Origin of the sequence: Salinicoccus sp. ID82-1, assembly GCF_021991715.1 — a bacterium.
Lineage (GTDB): Bacteria > Bacillota > Bacilli > Staphylococcales > Salinicoccaceae > Salinicoccus > Salinicoccus cyprini.
Window position 1 is genome coordinate 386,734 of the sequence record NZ_JAGFLY010000001.1, and the last position, 13,614, is coordinate 400,347.

General features: G+C 45.9%; 17 protein-coding genes. 9 read left to right on the forward strand and 8 right to left on the reverse strand.

Features of this window, described 5'->3' with window-relative positions:
* The 5 genes from rbsK to J4760_RS01925 all read left to right on the forward strand — a co-directional run bounded on the left by rbsK (position 1) and on the right by J4760_RS01925 (position 3,779).
* Positions 1–876 carry a ribokinase gene (rbsK, locus tag J4760_RS01905; RefSeq protein ID WP_145285619.1) on the forward strand — a complete coding sequence of 292 codons (876 nt, stop codon included), beginning with the start codon at positions 1–3 and terminating at the stop codon, positions 874–876.
* Between the two features lie 142 nt (positions 877–1,018).
* Positions 1,019–1,291: an AbrB/MazE/SpoVT family DNA-binding domain-containing protein gene (locus J4760_RS01910; RefSeq protein WP_237604594.1), complete on the forward strand. Its 273-nt coding sequence runs from the start codon at positions 1,019–1,021 to the stop codon at positions 1,289–1,291.
* A gap of 75 nt (positions 1,292–1,366) precedes the next feature.
* Positions 1,367–1,717 carry a type II toxin-antitoxin system PemK/MazF family toxin gene (locus J4760_RS01915; protein ID WP_237604595.1) on the forward strand — a complete coding sequence of 117 codons (351 nt, stop codon included), beginning with the start codon at positions 1,367–1,369 and terminating at the stop codon, positions 1,715–1,717.
* A gap of 191 nt (positions 1,718–1,908) precedes the next feature.
* Positions 1,909–3,123: a multidrug effflux MFS transporter gene (locus tag J4760_RS01920; RefSeq protein WP_370637540.1), complete on the forward strand. Its 1,215-nt coding sequence runs from the start codon at positions 1,909–1,911 to the stop codon at positions 3,121–3,123.
* 38 nt (positions 3,124–3,161) lie between these two features.
* On the forward strand, positions 3,162–3,779 hold the full coding sequence (locus tag J4760_RS01925; RefSeq protein ID WP_237604597.1) for a LysE/ArgO family amino acid transporter: 618 nt from the start codon (positions 3,162–3,164) through the stop codon (positions 3,777–3,779).
* A 279-nt stretch (positions 3,780–4,058) separates the two neighbouring features.
* Here J4760_RS01925 and J4760_RS01930 read toward each other — a convergent pair whose 3' ends face one another.
* Positions 4,059–4,226: a hypothetical protein gene (locus tag J4760_RS01930; RefSeq protein WP_237604598.1), complete on the reverse strand. Its 168-nt coding sequence runs from the start codon at positions 4,224–4,226 to the stop codon at positions 4,059–4,061.
* Between the two features lie 178 nt (positions 4,227–4,404).
* On the opposite strand from J4760_RS01930, the gene J4760_RS01935 reads away from it, so the two are divergent.
* The gene (locus J4760_RS01935) at positions 4,405–4,725 is read left to right on the forward strand and encodes an antibiotic biosynthesis monooxygenase (protein ID WP_237604599.1); all 321 of its coding nucleotides are present in this window, start codon (positions 4,405–4,407) and stop codon (positions 4,723–4,725) included.
* 100 nt (positions 4,726–4,825) lie between these two features.
* Here the strand turns inward: J4760_RS01935 and J4760_RS01940 are convergent, their stop codons facing one another.
* The 5 genes from J4760_RS01940 to J4760_RS01960 form a co-directional block, all read right to left on the reverse strand.
* Complete coding sequence (locus J4760_RS01940; protein ID WP_237604600.1) at positions 4,826–5,665, reverse strand: aldo/keto reductase; 840 nt, start codon at positions 5,663–5,665, stop codon at positions 4,826–4,828.
* 13 nt (positions 5,666–5,678) lie between these two features.
* Complete coding sequence (locus tag J4760_RS01945) at positions 5,679–6,464, reverse strand: SDR family NAD(P)-dependent oxidoreductase (protein WP_237604601.1); 786 nt, start codon at positions 6,462–6,464, stop codon at positions 5,679–5,681.
* A 167-nt stretch (positions 6,465–6,631) separates the two neighbouring features.
* Entirely contained in the window at positions 6,632–7,141 is a 510-nt protein-coding gene (locus J4760_RS01950; protein WP_237604602.1) for a GNAT family N-acetyltransferase, read from the reverse strand.
* A 59-nt stretch (positions 7,142–7,200) separates the two neighbouring features.
* Positions 7,201–7,404: a hypothetical protein gene (locus tag J4760_RS01955; RefSeq protein ID WP_237604603.1), complete on the reverse strand. Its 204-nt coding sequence runs from the start codon at positions 7,402–7,404 to the stop codon at positions 7,201–7,203.
* Between the two features lie 256 nt (positions 7,405–7,660).
* The gene (locus J4760_RS01960) at positions 7,661–8,158 is read right to left on the reverse strand and encodes a GNAT family N-acetyltransferase (RefSeq protein ID WP_237604604.1); all 498 of its coding nucleotides are present in this window, start codon (positions 8,156–8,158) and stop codon (positions 7,661–7,663) included.
* A 126-nt stretch (positions 8,159–8,284) separates the two neighbouring features.
* Between J4760_RS01960 and J4760_RS01965 the strand changes: the two genes are divergently transcribed.
* Positions 8,285–9,163, forward strand: coding sequence for an SDR family oxidoreductase (locus J4760_RS01965; RefSeq protein WP_237604605.1), 879 nt, complete (start codon positions 8,285–8,287; stop codon positions 9,161–9,163).
* A 93-nt stretch (positions 9,164–9,256) separates the two neighbouring features.
* Positions 9,257–10,456 (forward strand): AGE family epimerase/isomerase, encoded by a 1,200-nt coding sequence (locus J4760_RS01970; RefSeq protein WP_237604606.1) that lies wholly within the window; start codon positions 9,257–9,259, stop codon positions 10,454–10,456.
* Positions 10,457–10,555: 99 nt separating this feature from the next.
* Here the strand turns inward: J4760_RS01970 and J4760_RS01975 are convergent, their stop codons facing one another.
* Positions 10,556–12,394, reverse strand: a complete 1,839-nt coding sequence (locus J4760_RS01975; RefSeq protein ID WP_237604607.1) for a hypothetical protein — start codon at positions 12,392–12,394, stop codon at positions 10,556–10,558.
* 314 nt (positions 12,395–12,708) lie between these two features.
* Positions 12,709–13,128: a FosB/FosD family fosfomycin resistance bacillithiol transferase gene (gene fosB, locus J4760_RS01980; RefSeq protein ID WP_145285650.1), complete on the reverse strand. Its 420-nt coding sequence runs from the start codon at positions 13,126–13,128 to the stop codon at positions 12,709–12,711.
* 113 nt (positions 13,129–13,241) lie between these two features.
* On the opposite strand from fosB, the gene J4760_RS01985 reads away from it, so the two are divergent.
* Positions 13,242–13,607 (forward strand): hypothetical protein, encoded by a 366-nt coding sequence (locus J4760_RS01985; protein WP_237604608.1) that lies wholly within the window; start codon positions 13,242–13,244, stop codon positions 13,605–13,607.
* Positions 13,608–13,614: the final 7 nt, after the last annotated feature.

Below are 13,614 nucleotides of genomic sequence, written 5' to 3' on the forward strand. Positions count from 1 at the left end.
ATGGGAAATCCAAAGATCACTGTTATCGGCAGTATCAATATGGATCTTGTCACTGTTGCGGATGAAATGCCTGCACAGGGGGAGACCATCAGAGGAGAAAGCTTCAAAACATTGCCCGGTGGCAAAGGGGCCAACCAGGCAGTCGCTGCCGCCAGACTCGGGGCAGAAGTACATATGATCGGCAAAGTGGGGAATGATCCATTTGGATATACACTTCAGGAAAACCTTGAGTCGCAGGGTGTGGATACGCAATCTGTAATAGTGGAAGCAGGTATATCATCCGGCCTCGCCAATATCATCGTTTGTGATAACGACAACCGGATCATCATCATTGCAGGTGCGAACAATAGAGTGGACACTGAATATATCGACAGGTTCACAAAACAGATTCAAGCGAGTGATTATGTGCTCATCCAGTTCGAGATTCCCCAATCCACTATCGAATACATACTGGAACTGTGCAGCAGTCACAGTGTACCGGTCATTATCAATCCCGCACCAGCCATGAAGCTTGGGGACAAGTATTGGGAGAAAGCGGCCTATATCACTCCGAATGATCACGAGGCAGAAGCACTGTTTGGCTTTGATGGCAGTAGTCTCCCGAAATTTCATGATAAGCTCATCATTACAAATGGCGCAAAAGGCGCCATCTTCTATCAAAATGGCAAACCGGTCACCGTACCAGCACACAAAGTGGAAGTGGCGGACACGACAGGTGCCGGTGATACATTCAATGGTGCACTCGCCGTGGCCCTCGCTGAGGGCAGGACGGTGGATGAAGCGATAGCATTCGCAAACAAAGCAGCCTCACTCTCCATACAGAAGCTCGGCGCACAGAGTGGCATGCCCGAAAGAAAAGAAGTGAAGGATTACTAGGGCAATACGACTAATTCTCAGCTACCGGTCAATCTACGTCCGGTCGATCCAGGATATAAACAGGCAAGTGCCATCTATTGATAAACGTATATACATGGGATATACTTGTAGTATCATAAATATGCTCGGGGAGTTGATCAGTATGCATAAGGCAAAGATTGGTCATCGCGAAGCTAGAATCCGCCCTTGGGGCAATAGCCAAGGCGTCAGACTCACGCGTGAAGTTCTGAAAGAAGCAGGGTTCGATGAAAAAGATACGGTGCTTGAAGTGGAAGTCGAGCCCAATCGCATTTCGCTGGTTCCAAAGAACAAACTGACACCGTTTCAGAAGCTATTTGTCGGATACGACGGTGAAAAACCTGAAACAGAACCTCTTTGGGATGAAGCGGAACCAATCGGAAAAGAAGAATGGTAATCTATCTTTTAAAATGATGCGTCTGTACTCAACTTGTATTAAAAGAGTACAGACTTTATTTTTGGAGGGATGAATATGACAAAGTATTTCAAGGCCGGAGATATTATAAAAATCAATATGTCACCTGCGAAAGGACACGAGCAGCAAGGCTATCGGTCTGCAATTGTGGTCTCAGAAGAAAATGTACATAGACACACAGACCTGATCTGGGTTCTGCCGATTACGAACACGAACAAAAATTATCCAACTCATGTTGCTGTCAACGGGAGAACCAAGAACAACAAAACGACTGGTTATGTACTATGTGAAAAAATCAAAGCCATTGATCCGGCGGCCAGGAGCGCGAGGTTGACAGATGAAGCCGAAAGAGAACTGCTTGAAGACTGCAAGCGGATTATCGATGCCATTACATATATCGGACCGTAACCTTAATTTATACTACGCCTTGAATGCGCTCCAGCCTTATCATTGGAGTAATGCATATGATGACATAGTGTTTAAAGCGTGAGATATCATTTCTTGTTACAAGTACATTCAGTCTTCGGCGATTCAAATATAGTCAGCCCCATAAACCAGTGATATACTGGTTTTTATTATTGTACGGAAGAGGAGATGAAATCATGAATGTGAATCACGAAGAAAAATCCCGCAAGTTCTGGGTCATCGTCCTGCTTGGTACGCTTACAGCGATCGGACCGCTATCGATGGACATGTATCTTCCTGCATTGCCGATTGTAACCACTGACCTTGATACGACTGCCTCCTTGGCACAGCTGAGCCTGACGGCCTGTCTTATCGGACTGGCGGTTGGCCAGCTCATATTCGGTCCGCTCAGCGATATAAAGGGCAGGAAGAGACCGTTGCTGTACACATTGGCTGCCTATGCTCTCGTGTCGGTATTCTGTGCGTTTACCGATAATATTTGGGTCTTTATCTTTTTAAGATTCATCCAAGGCTTTACCGGCGCTGCAGGCATCGTTATCGCGAGGGCGGCGGCTCGTGATATGTATGCAGGCAAGGATCTGACCAAAGCATTTGCACTGTTGGCACTGGTCAATGGCGCGGCACCCATACTGGCACCGATATCCGGCGGATTCGTATTGAATTTCGGTTCCTGGCCTGTCGTTTTCCTGATCATCGGAGCCATTGGACTGCTGCTGCTTGTTGCAGTCGCATTGCTGTTCGATGAGACACTGCATCCGGAAAACCGGTCTGAAGGGGACGTCTTTGCAGTTGTAAAGACTTTCGATGTGCTGTTCAAGGACCGGACCTTCATGGCCATCGCATTCATTCAGGCACTGATCATGTCGAGTATGTTCGCCTACATAGCCGGTTCACCATTCGTGCTGCAGAACATATATGACGTTTCTCCTCAGCAGTTCTCACTCATCTTCGCTTTGAATGGAGTGGGCATCATTGTCGCTGCCCAGTTGGCAGGAAGACTGGCCGGCTCCATGGTGGAATCAAGAATTCTGCTGATTGGTGTACTCGTTTCCTTCTTCGGGAGCATTGGGCTGGTCGCAGTCATCGTATTCAACTTGCCACTGATGGTAATGATTCTTGTGCTGTTCCTCGTCGTTTCCAGTGTGGGTCTTGTATCTACTACGGCATTTTCCATGGGGATGCAGAATCAGAGAAAATCTGCGGGTAGCGCATCGGCTCTACTCGGACTGCTGCCTTTCATCGGTGGTGCGCTTGTTTCGCCGCTGGTAGGACTGGCAGGTGAACAGGTTGCCTGGCCGATGGGATTGGTCATCCTCATCTGCAGTACGGTTGCCCTGATCATTTTCAATATTGGTATCAGAGTGAAGAAAAATGGTCAGCAAATATAGTTTCATCCATTAAAGCTTGACCTGCAGGAGGCATATAGATGTTTGAAGCAATCATACACGGATTCATACTGGCACTGGGACTCATTCTCCCTCTCGGTGCACAGAATGTTTTCATATTCAACCAGGGTGCAAATCACCAGAGTTTCAGAAAGACACTGCCTGTCGTCATCACCGCAGGCCTTTGCGATACCACTCTGATTACACTGGCGGTACTCGGCGTATCCGTCATTCTGCTGTCATTTCCAACGCTGCAGCTTGTCCTTTTCATAATCGGGCTGGCGTTTCTTCTCTACATGGCCTGGTCGCTCTGGCATGAGAAGCCGGGGAATATGGATGCACATGCCACCATGGGCCCATTCAAGCAGATTAGCTTTGCATTCTCCGTTTCCATCCTGAATCCGCACGCCATCATGGATATTGTCGGTGTCATCGGAACAAGTGCCACTGCCTACAGCGGAGTTGACAAAGTCGCCTTCACACTGACGACCATATACATATCATGGATATGGTTCATCGGTCTGGCCATCGCAGGCAAAGCAGTCGGCAGAATCGATACGAGCGGTAGATATCTCGTCATGCTGAATAAAATATCGAGCATCATCATTCTGGTCGTTGCATGTATCATCGTTAAAAATATTGTGGTACTGTTCCAGTAGGAGATTGAAAAAGAATTCACACATAATTGAAAAGGGGATTCAGAAGTGCTCGATTTCATATTCAATCATGTTCTGGTCGGTTACATAGTCCTGCCCGCATTCCTCATCTTCGGTATAGTGAAATTTCATAAAGAAGGTAAGAAAGAGTACTCTCGAGCATTGCTAGGTTTCCTTGTCTTCTATATCGTTCTCAGAACCATCTTTTTTATTTTATAGTTTATGACAAAAATACCGCACACATGAACAGTCATGTGGGCGGTATTGCTATGTTGATATTTATTATAGATTATTTCTGTCTTCAAATAGCTGATTGTACTCTTCCTTCAGGCCAGTATACTTGCTGTTCAAAATGCTGATCTTTCTGAGTGTAACAAAGTTCAGAAATCCGATCAGCAGAAGCTGAACGATAATTATTCCCATCAGGCTTTTCTGTTCAATGATTCCCACGAATGCATCTCCTTTCATACTAGTATAAGTTCACGGTGCTATGTATATGTACTATTCTATCCTATTACTATATTGTTTGCAGAGTTTACTATACCTAAACCATATCAAGGGGTCTGATTGGCATTGATAAACATTATCAATTAGAATGGAGGTATCAATCAGGAATGGAGCGATGATCATGTTCATTATGCATAGAAAAATGACAGTCAAAGAAGGATTTGCCGATCAGATGGTCGAGCAGTTCAACAAGCCGGGCATCATCGAGGAGCAGGAAGGGTTTATTGATATCATTGCGATGACCAGCAAGCCGAGAAAAGGTGAGGAGACGGTGATTGCACTGGTCCGCTGGGAATCGGAGGAAAAGTGGAAGCAGTGGGAGAAGAGCGATGCCCATATTGCCGGACATAAGGCGAAACGTGGACAGGCGAAGCCGGATCACATCATCGATCAGGAAGTGACATTCTATACCGTCCAGGCTGTGAAGGAAGCACGGAACTGAATAGGCGAAGGCTACATAATAAGCAGGCGTTGAGCGCCTGCTTTTTGTATATGAAAAATGCCTGCAAAGCGGACTGGACATCCGCCTTGCAGGCATAATTCTATTTTCTTCCGTTAAAAGTAGCAGGGTCTGAACCGATACGCTGGTCCTTGTTCAAAGCGTTGATGCGCTTGACTTGTGCATCAGTCAGGCTGAAGTCGAACACATCGATATTCTCTTCGATTCTTTCAGGGGTCACGGATTTCGGGATGGTGACGAGACCATTTTCGATATTCCAGCGTATGACAACCTGAGCGGGTGTCTTGCCGACTTCTTTCGCAATCTCATTGATGGTTTCATTGTCAAGAATCTTTGCATTCATCAGTGGTGACCAGGATTCCATGATGATCTTGCGAGACTCCAGATAAAGTTTCAGGTCGTTCTGAACCAGGTGGGGGTGGTACTCGACCTGATTGATGACCGGTTTAACATCCGTTTTCTGCAACAGTCTCTCAAGGTGGGAAATATTGAAGTTGCTGACACCGATATTTTTGACCTTGTCATTGTTGAACAGGTGCTCCATCTCATGCCATGTTTCAATCATCAGTTCTTCATCGGTTCCGGGCCAGTGTATGAGGTAAAGGTCCAGATAGTCGAGATCGAGTTTCTCAAGTGAGGTGTTGTACGCTTCCTCCACATTGTCACGACCGAAATCATCAATCCACAGCTTGGAAGTGATGAACAGATCGGAACGCTCGATATCTGCATGCTTCATCCCTTCCTTGATGCCTTCACCAACGCTTTCTTCGTTACCGTATATCATTGCTGTGTCGATGCTGCGATAGCCGTTTATGATGGCGTGTGCGACGGCATCCCTGCATCCTTCTCCATCTTCTACTCTGAAGACACCAAGTCCGACTTGGGGCATTGTATTGCCATTGTGAAATTCAACTGTATTCATGGTTTTTCTCTCCTTATTCCTGAGGTTTGGCCTTCTTGGCGTGGTTCGCTGCCTTGACGGGCTCAGGTGTTTTCCTATTTTCCTCTGCCTGCTGCTTCGTTTCTTCATTTCCACAGATGACATGGTCCAGACCGTTCATAAGCGCTTCATAGCCCTGTCTGGCCACTTCTTCCTTGTCATTCTTGATGCTGTCGTCACCGAAGTAGGTGGAATCCATGCCTGCATTGTGGTGAAAGTCTGTATTCGTTGCCCCAGGCAGCATGGCGGTCACGTTGACGCCTGTATCTTTAAGTTCCTCTCTGAGCGCCTCGGCAAACATGAAGCCGAACGCTTTCGAAGGACCATAGACCGTTTCATATGGCGTAGGCAGTGTAGCAGAGAGTGAAGAGACAATCAGAATGTTACCTGCACCATTCGGTACCATATGATTGACGACCCGTTTGGCCGTATGGACAGTCCCGGAGATGTTTATATCGATGAGTTTAAGCTCTTCATCAAGATTGTTATCCATAAAAGCACCACCCAGACTAACACCGACGTTCAGTACAGCAGCATCGAGCTTACGATTTTTGGCCTCGACAAACTTCCAGAAATCCTCTACACCCTCGTAAGTGGAAGCATCCGCCTGAAGCGGGTAGGCTTCAACACCCATTTTTTCGATTTCCTTTGCAGACTCGTAGATTTTTTCACTCGAGCCGGACATCGCCACATCGTATTTATCTTTTGCAAACAGTTTTGCCAGTTCAAAACCGATGCCGGAAGTGGACCCGGTGATCATTACAAATTTATTTTCAGTCATCATAAAACTCCTTCACAAGCGATTGTTATGCAACTCAAATGGCATAGTTAGTATTACCCATTGTGAAGTAGGGATAAAGAAATAATTATATATTTGAGCAGGAGGGGGATGGTCATGAATTTTCTATAGAAAAGATATCCAGTCAGTGCATCCTATCAAAAAATAAGTTAATGATTAGATATTGAATACAAATGGACGTGTTGACCATGAAAACTTATCTTTTTCTCTAAAGCCATTCCGACTTTTTCCGCTACTTTTATAGAAGCAATGTTTCCAGGCTGAATGAGCGCAATGAGTCTTTTTTCGTTAAGAACATCAAATCCATGGTCTCTAAGGGCTATTGCTGCTTCAGTTGCATACCCCTTTCCCCAATGGGCGCGGGAAATCCAGTATCCAATTTCGACTTCCTTCCTGCCACCGACTGTTTGGGGAACCAGACCCGCATGACCAATCCGACTACCAGTTTCCTTGTCTTCCAGAATCATCAGTCCCAAGCCCTGTTCATGTTCATAGATATAATGGATTCTCTCCAGAAATTTCTTGGCATCCTCTCTGTTTCTTGTCCGACCCTCACCAATGTACCTGACCATTTCTGCATCGGTTAATAATGAAAGCAGAAAGTCAAAGTCATCATTTTTGTATCTTCGAAACTTCAATCTCTTTGATTCGATCTTCATTTCATTTTCTCCTTCCATATTCACTCAACAGAAATTTGCAACGACAGTTGCATTTACATCTATAGTCTATATGACCTGATCTCCTTTACTTTGCCGGACTTTGCAGCATTGCTGAACACGTAGACATCACAGAAATCGATTCTTGCACCGTCTGCATATGAAATCACACCATTGATTGAAGCGGATTTTCCGTGAGTGATGACCTGATAGATTTCAAGACAGTCAATGGTGCCTGTATCCTCATCATGCAGTGCAGTAATCAATGAACGTCTACCTTCTATTATTCGTTCAACTTTTAATTGATACCATACAACAGAATCATGAGCGTAAGCTTCAACAATTTCATAATTTGGCTCCAATAGAGCGGACGTAAAATCAATGACTATCTGCTTTCTCGGAGCATTGTCACACCCCTTTGGAATAATCAGTTTCATCCTATTGCTGGAACTGCTCATCTGAACCGACCTCCTGTAGAAATAGAATCTTTCATCTTATCATATGATTTTCTGCTCAAAATAATCATTTCAAAAGCTTGTAGTAGGCATTCCCATCCTTGTACTCTCCGAACGGATCTTGCGAATAGGCGGGAACCTCGCCAATGAGTTGATAGCCTTCCGACAAGTAGAGGGCATTTGCTGCACTGCCTTTTTCAGTGTCCAGCATCAGCAGCCATCTGTTTTCCTCTGTGGCCATCTTTTCTGCATGCTGCAGCAGTGCTTTTCCGACACCTTTTCGTCGGAAAACCGGGTGGGTCATCAGTTTGGCGACTTCTGCACGATGCTGTCCGTTTTCCTTGTCGCTCAGGTGCAGCTGAACAGTGCCAGCAATCTGACCGTCAAGTATGGCCACGAAGAGGCGGACATGTTCCGACAGCACACCTTCCCAGTAGCGCATTGCTGTTTCGTGGTGCATCGGGTGGAAATAGTTCATGGAAGCGCCGGAAGCGATCACTTCCTGGAATAGATGAGACAATTCCTCCTGGTCATGATGTATTTCATTAATTTCTCTGATCTGCATGTTTCATGTCTCCTTTCATCTCTATCATTATAAAGTAAAAGACTTTGAGATATAAATATCTGTTTAAGTATCTCCCCGGAGTGGTATCTAGAAGACTGACTATAAAAACTACTAGGAGGCATTCATATGAGTGAGCTTGATAAACAGACATACATGTCCGATGGCGTAGAACCTCAGACACAGGATAGGCAGCCTGGAGTGGAAAGTGAAATGACGCCTGAACCGGTATATGAACTGGAGAGCCATGTGGGTTCCGGCAAGCTGAAGGATAAGGTTGCACTGATTACCGGTGGTGATAGCGGTATCGGCAGAGCGGTGGCAATCGGTTACGCAAAAGAGGGCGCTCATGTAGCGATCGTCTATCTTGATGAACATGAAGATGCTGAAAAGACCAAGGCGCGCATTGAACAGGAAGGTGTCAATTGTACTCTGCATGCCGGTGATATCGTCGATGAGTCATTCTGCTTCAAGGTTGTGGAGGAAGTGGTTCAGAAGCACGGCAAACTGAACATCATGGTCAACAATGCTGCACGTCAGGAAGTGAAGGAGAGTGTGGTCGACATCAGTGCAGAGCAGCTGAAGCGTACATTTGACGTCAACTTCTTTGCGATGGTCCACTTCACAAAAGCGGCCATTCCACACATGCAGGCAGGCGATACGCTGATCTATACGTCTTCCATCAATGCGTATGTCGGCAATCCATCACTGGTGGACTATACATCCACTAAAGGTGCCATTGTTGCATTTGTACGTTCTGTGGCACAGGAACTCGCAAGCAAGGGCATCCGCGTAAACGGTGTGGCACCAGGTCCGATCTGGACCCCATTGATTCCAGCAACACTGCCAAAGGAAATGCAGGAGTCATTTGGTGTGTCCTCACCGCTTGGACGTCCTGGTCAGCCTGCAGATCATGTTGAACCTTATGTTCTGCTTGCATCTGAAGGCTCCGCCTATATGACTGGACAGTTCATCCACATCAATGGTGGCATGTACACATCCTCATAATCAATATCAGGACAATTAAACGTTATTCATGCCTGCAGAAGAGTGAACCACCACTTTTCTGCAGGTTTTATTTTTTCCGGGAGGGAGATTCTTATGGAACATGCAGACAACCAAGCTATAAACTTCAGGGACCAAGCCGAATTGAAAGAGCAGATATTCAAAATTCTTGATTTCTATTATCCCGCCTGCATCGATCATGACAAGGGCGGGTATATCAACGGCTTCCTCAATGACGGAACAATAAATGATACGACGACAAAGCATCTGGTCGCGACGAACCGCTATATCTATATCTTCAGCATAGGGGCGATACTCGGTGGTCCTGACTGGTGCCTTGAATCGGCGCGCCACGGCATCCGCTTCCTGAAGGCACATCACATGGATCATGATAACAATGGCTACTTCTTCGAACTCGATGGTACTGCTGTGAATGATGATCGGAAGATGGCCTACGGGCATGCCTTTACACTGCTTGCTTCAGCTATCGCGTATGAAGCGGGCATCGAGGAGGCTAAAAGTATTCTGGATAACGTCTACGAAGTGCTGGAAACATACTTCTGGGATCCGGAACATGCACTCTATAAGGATGAGTGGGATGCCGGATGGAACACGGTATCATCCTACCGCGGACAGAATCCGAATATGCACCTGTGTGAAGCCATGCTGACGGCTTACGAAGCGACCGGCGAACAGAAATATCTCGACCGTGCCTATACTCTGGCCGAGTCGGTTACACAGAAGCTGCTGGAACGCTCAGGCGGCATGATCTGGGAAAACTACACACCGGATTGGCAGCCGGACTTCGAGTTTAATAAGAACAATACAAAAGATGAATTCCGGCCATATGGTTTTGTTCCCGGCCACCAGCTCGAGTGGAGCAAGCTTCTGATGTGGCTCGATCGCCATCGTTCGGAACCATGGATGCTTGAAACTTCCGAGGATCTTTTCCATAAGGGCTGGGAATTGGGCTACGACCCAAAACATGGCGGCATTCTTTTTGCACTGTCTCCGGAAAGGGAAGTCATCGATGATGACAAGAACTACTGGGTGATGGCAGAAGCCATATCCGCCGCTTCACTTCTGGCCGCAAAGACAGACAGAACATTCTACTGGGATGTCTACGATCAGCTGTGCCAGTATTCATCAGAATACCTGATGGATCACGAACACGGTGGCTGGTACAAGCTGTTGAACAGACAGAACAAACCTTATAGCAATGTGAAGACAAAACCGCCTAAAACGGACTATCACCCGGTAGCGGCGTACTACCAGTCAATACTGGCATTCAGATAATCTTTAAATTACAGTTTCAGATGAAAATTAACGCCCTTCAACTTGAACACTTGGAAAAGTGCTCAGGCCGAAGGGCGTTTTTAAGTGCTTGAATCCATGCTAGTCCAGGTCTGCTGGATTACGGATGGAAGAGTCAGCAGAGGATTCTGCTGTTTCATGATTTCTATCATCATCCCATATGCCTTTCGGATCCATCATTGTAATATACTGCCACGCTGTGCCAGCGGCAGAAGGCCAGACGTGCAATTTATAAGGGAGCGGTGCGTAGCCTTGATTGGTATAGGCCAATCCGCCTTCCGGGTCGGCATTCTGCATGGCAAACATCGAGTCGACAAGATGACTGACGTCTTTTCCTTGTCTCATGAACAGATTGATGACCCCCCATGTCCCTTCCGTCCAGATGACGTTCGGCGCATCTGGATACCCGTCCCCATACGGTTTATAGCCGGAGAGGACAGCAGAGGTCTGATAGGACATATTATATGATTGCGGGTCATTGCTTAACGACATGGAAGCATTGTTCACTTCAAACTGGTCAATATAGGCGGTTGCCGTTTCAGATAGATCATATCTTCCTATCGCTTCGAGGAAGATGGCGCCCCATGAATTGGTGTCGAGTGCAGCCGCCGGATCACCGATTCCCTGGTTGAACCGTTGTTCCCCATGGTTCCAATGATGAGTCAAAAGCGCATTCTGAATTTCTTTTGCTGTGTGGGTATAATTTTCGTTCCCAGTAAGTTCTCCAAGGTTCCGGAAGAAGAAGTAGGCATCGATGTTGTGCTCGGTGGAATACCACCTAACGTCCGGTCCGCCCCTGATGCTTCCTGTACTTGGATCCTGCTGCGTCAGCAAGTAGTCGGCAATACGGAGTGCCAGTCCTCTATATGTGGCATCTCCGAATGTCTCTTCATATTTGATAACAGAATCTCCCACCCACGCGATTGAACCGCTTCTCTTCGTTACATCCAGCGGCCCTGTATAGATGTCATAGGAAAAGGCAAAAGAGCCATCCGCATTCTGCAACTGCGTCAGTGAAGAGAGGATCGCAGAGGCTCTGCCATAGTCTCCAGCCATGGAAAAGGCCATGACCGCCAGAGCATCGTCGTAGAGCCAGCTTCTGCTGTCGACACCTGAGATGCTCGCCGGGTCATCAATCGGTACATGATATGAGCGAATCAACTGATACTTCGGCACTTCTGTTGTCCCATATACTTTTTCATCCGCAACCCGAACTACTCTCGCAATTTTTCCGCCTGCACTGACGCCATTGGCAATACCTTCATCAAGTCCCCATACATCTATCGGATTTCTGGTTGAAAAGTCTCCATTCTGCTTGATCGGTACCTTTGCCTGAAGGTATGGCATATCCGTCACAGAGTAGATCCATACTTCATACTCACTCACGACCTGCTCCGCAGAATCCGGATCTGCATATGCACGGATTTTATTTTCAGAATCGACAAGCACAATCGATGGCGTGCCGTGGATTCTCAACTGACCTGCATTCCAGGTGCCATCACTGTTCAGTCCAACTCTTGCGATCTCATAGTTCATATCGGTCTTATCATAGATAACGACCGAATAGTTTTTCGGTGAATCGATATTTCTCCAGGTTCCGCTCACTTCACCCGTATAGCCACTGGCATAGCTTTCATTACTTTCGATGAGTGGAACGGTCTTCAGAGTATGATCCGGCAGTGCAGACAAGTCCACATTACCTTCAACATGCCCTGTATAGTCGTCGCTGTAATTTTGCGAAAGAGACAACTGTGCAGGGTAATAGGGCGGATCCGTTTGCTTCTGCAGCCAGTTCAGGGATCTGGAAACGTTGCTTTCGCTTGCAGAAGCGACCGGTATTGTATACATAGGCAGTAAAGACATCAATAGAGTGATCACTGGAACTGCAACGATAACGCGTTTCGCTAATTTTATTCTCATGTATCGAGCTCCTTGATAATAATTTAACCTCTTAAATTATATACATTTTACATGAAAAAGATAGAAGTAAATGTATTTGTTTCATTTTTTTCTTATTAATTCCATGACCGTGTATATGATGCTATTTGAATTTACTGGAGTGGGCGAGGTCTTAACTCGTATGTAGAGCAAGAAATGTGGCAGGGGGATGTGACTGTTCAGGTGAGAGTACCGATGTAATTGGACAGGAACAATGTCAGAACAGCAATCATCAGTAGTGTAATCATGATATTGTATCTATTAAAGATCATTAATCTCTTTCTCCTTGCTACAATTTAAATTAAAAAATCCATATGTTGTTTTGACTCCCTGTAATAAGCCAGTCGTTCTTGGAGTGTTCCTGTGTGGAGCTCCAGTTTATGGCCATCAGGATCAGTGAAATAGATTGATTTTCCATCTTTTTTATCCCGCTCTCTTCCCTTAAGTACGTTGACGTCTTTTGATTTGAGCCATTGATACCATTCTTCAAAATCTGCTTCGCGGATAGTGAAAGCCATATGCGTATAGGAATGATGTATTTCGTTCCTTGGTATATCCATCTCTTCGTTCAACGCAATCCACAAGCCGCCGATATCGAAATACGCTGTTGTTCGACCTTTAACTAGTAGTTTCCCTTTCAGCACATCCCTGTAGAATTCGACCGAATCATCCAGGTTTGAAACAGAGTAGCAGACATGATTGACAGAATGAATCATTTGAAATGCTCCTTTCAAATATTTATATACATTTGATACTCTAATATTATCGTATGTGATGGTATATTAATAATCTATAATCATGAAACGACAGAGTGGGTGAGGTATCATCCTTGAATTTCGTCCTCTCAGTCCATATGAAAGGAAGTTGCGCCATCGCTATTGTCGCATGGACTGGCCTGCTCGGAGTGGTGATTTTTCCACTGGTTCCCCTGATGCTCAGGAAAACCAGAACCGAAGAGGAAAAACAGAGAGCAAGGCGTATCGTATATATTATTATCGGAATCATTCTTGCCGTCATCATTTTCAAGATGAGCTATCTGGCTGCATTTTTGATCGGGTTTGCTGCTGTATTGTTCGTCGAGAGGAAGGCATACTCCAGAAAGCAGCTCATCATCTATACTGGGGTTGTTCTTCTACTGCTCCTGACAGTCTATATTGTTCTTGGTTCAAATTCAGCTTTTGTTCAGGGTCAGTAGAAAGAGA

What these genes read in the sequence shown, in the direction of transcription:
- rbsK (WP_145285619.1), top strand. Translation starts at nt 1, where the DNA reads ATGGGAAATCCAAAGATCACTGTTATCGGCAGTATCAATATGGATCTT.
- J4760_RS01910 (WP_237604594.1), top strand. Translation starts at nt 1,019, where the DNA reads ATGCATAAGGCAAAGATTGGTCATCGCGAAGCTAGAATCCGCCCTTGG.
- J4760_RS01915 (WP_237604595.1), top strand. Translation starts at nt 1,367, where the DNA reads ATGACAAAGTATTTCAAGGCCGGAGATATTATAAAAATCAATATGTCA.
- J4760_RS01925 (WP_237604597.1), top strand. Translation starts at nt 3,162, where the DNA reads ATGTTTGAAGCAATCATACACGGATTCATACTGGCACTGGGACTCATT.
- J4760_RS01935 (WP_237604599.1), top strand. Translation starts at nt 4,405, where the DNA reads ATGTTCATTATGCATAGAAAAATGACAGTCAAAGAAGGATTTGCCGAT.
- J4760_RS01940 (WP_237604600.1), bottom strand. Translation starts at nt 5,665, where the DNA reads ATGAATACAGTTGAATTTCACAATGGCAATACAATGCCCCAAGTCGGA.
- J4760_RS01945 (WP_237604601.1), bottom strand. Translation starts at nt 6,464, where the DNA reads ATGACTGAAAATAAATTTGTAATGATCACCGGGTCCACTTCCGGCATC.
- J4760_RS01950 (WP_237604602.1), bottom strand. Translation starts at nt 7,141, where the DNA reads ATGAAGATCGAATCAAAGAGATTGAAGTTTCGAAGATACAAAAATGAT.
- J4760_RS01960 (WP_237604604.1), bottom strand. Translation starts at nt 8,158, where the DNA reads ATGCAGATCAGAGAAATTAATGAAATACATCATGACCAGGAGGAATTG.
- J4760_RS01965 (WP_237604605.1), top strand. Translation starts at nt 8,285, where the DNA reads ATGAGTGAGCTTGATAAACAGACATACATGTCCGATGGCGTAGAACCT.
- J4760_RS01970 (WP_237604606.1), top strand. Translation starts at nt 9,257, where the DNA reads ATGGAACATGCAGACAACCAAGCTATAAACTTCAGGGACCAAGCCGAA.
- J4760_RS01975 (WP_237604607.1), bottom strand. Translation starts at nt 12,394, where the DNA reads ATGAGAATAAAATTAGCGAAACGCGTTATCGTTGCAGTTCCAGTGATC.
- fosB (WP_145285650.1), bottom strand. Translation starts at nt 13,128, where the DNA reads ATGATTCATTCTGTCAATCATGTCTGCTACTCTGTTTCAAACCTGGAT.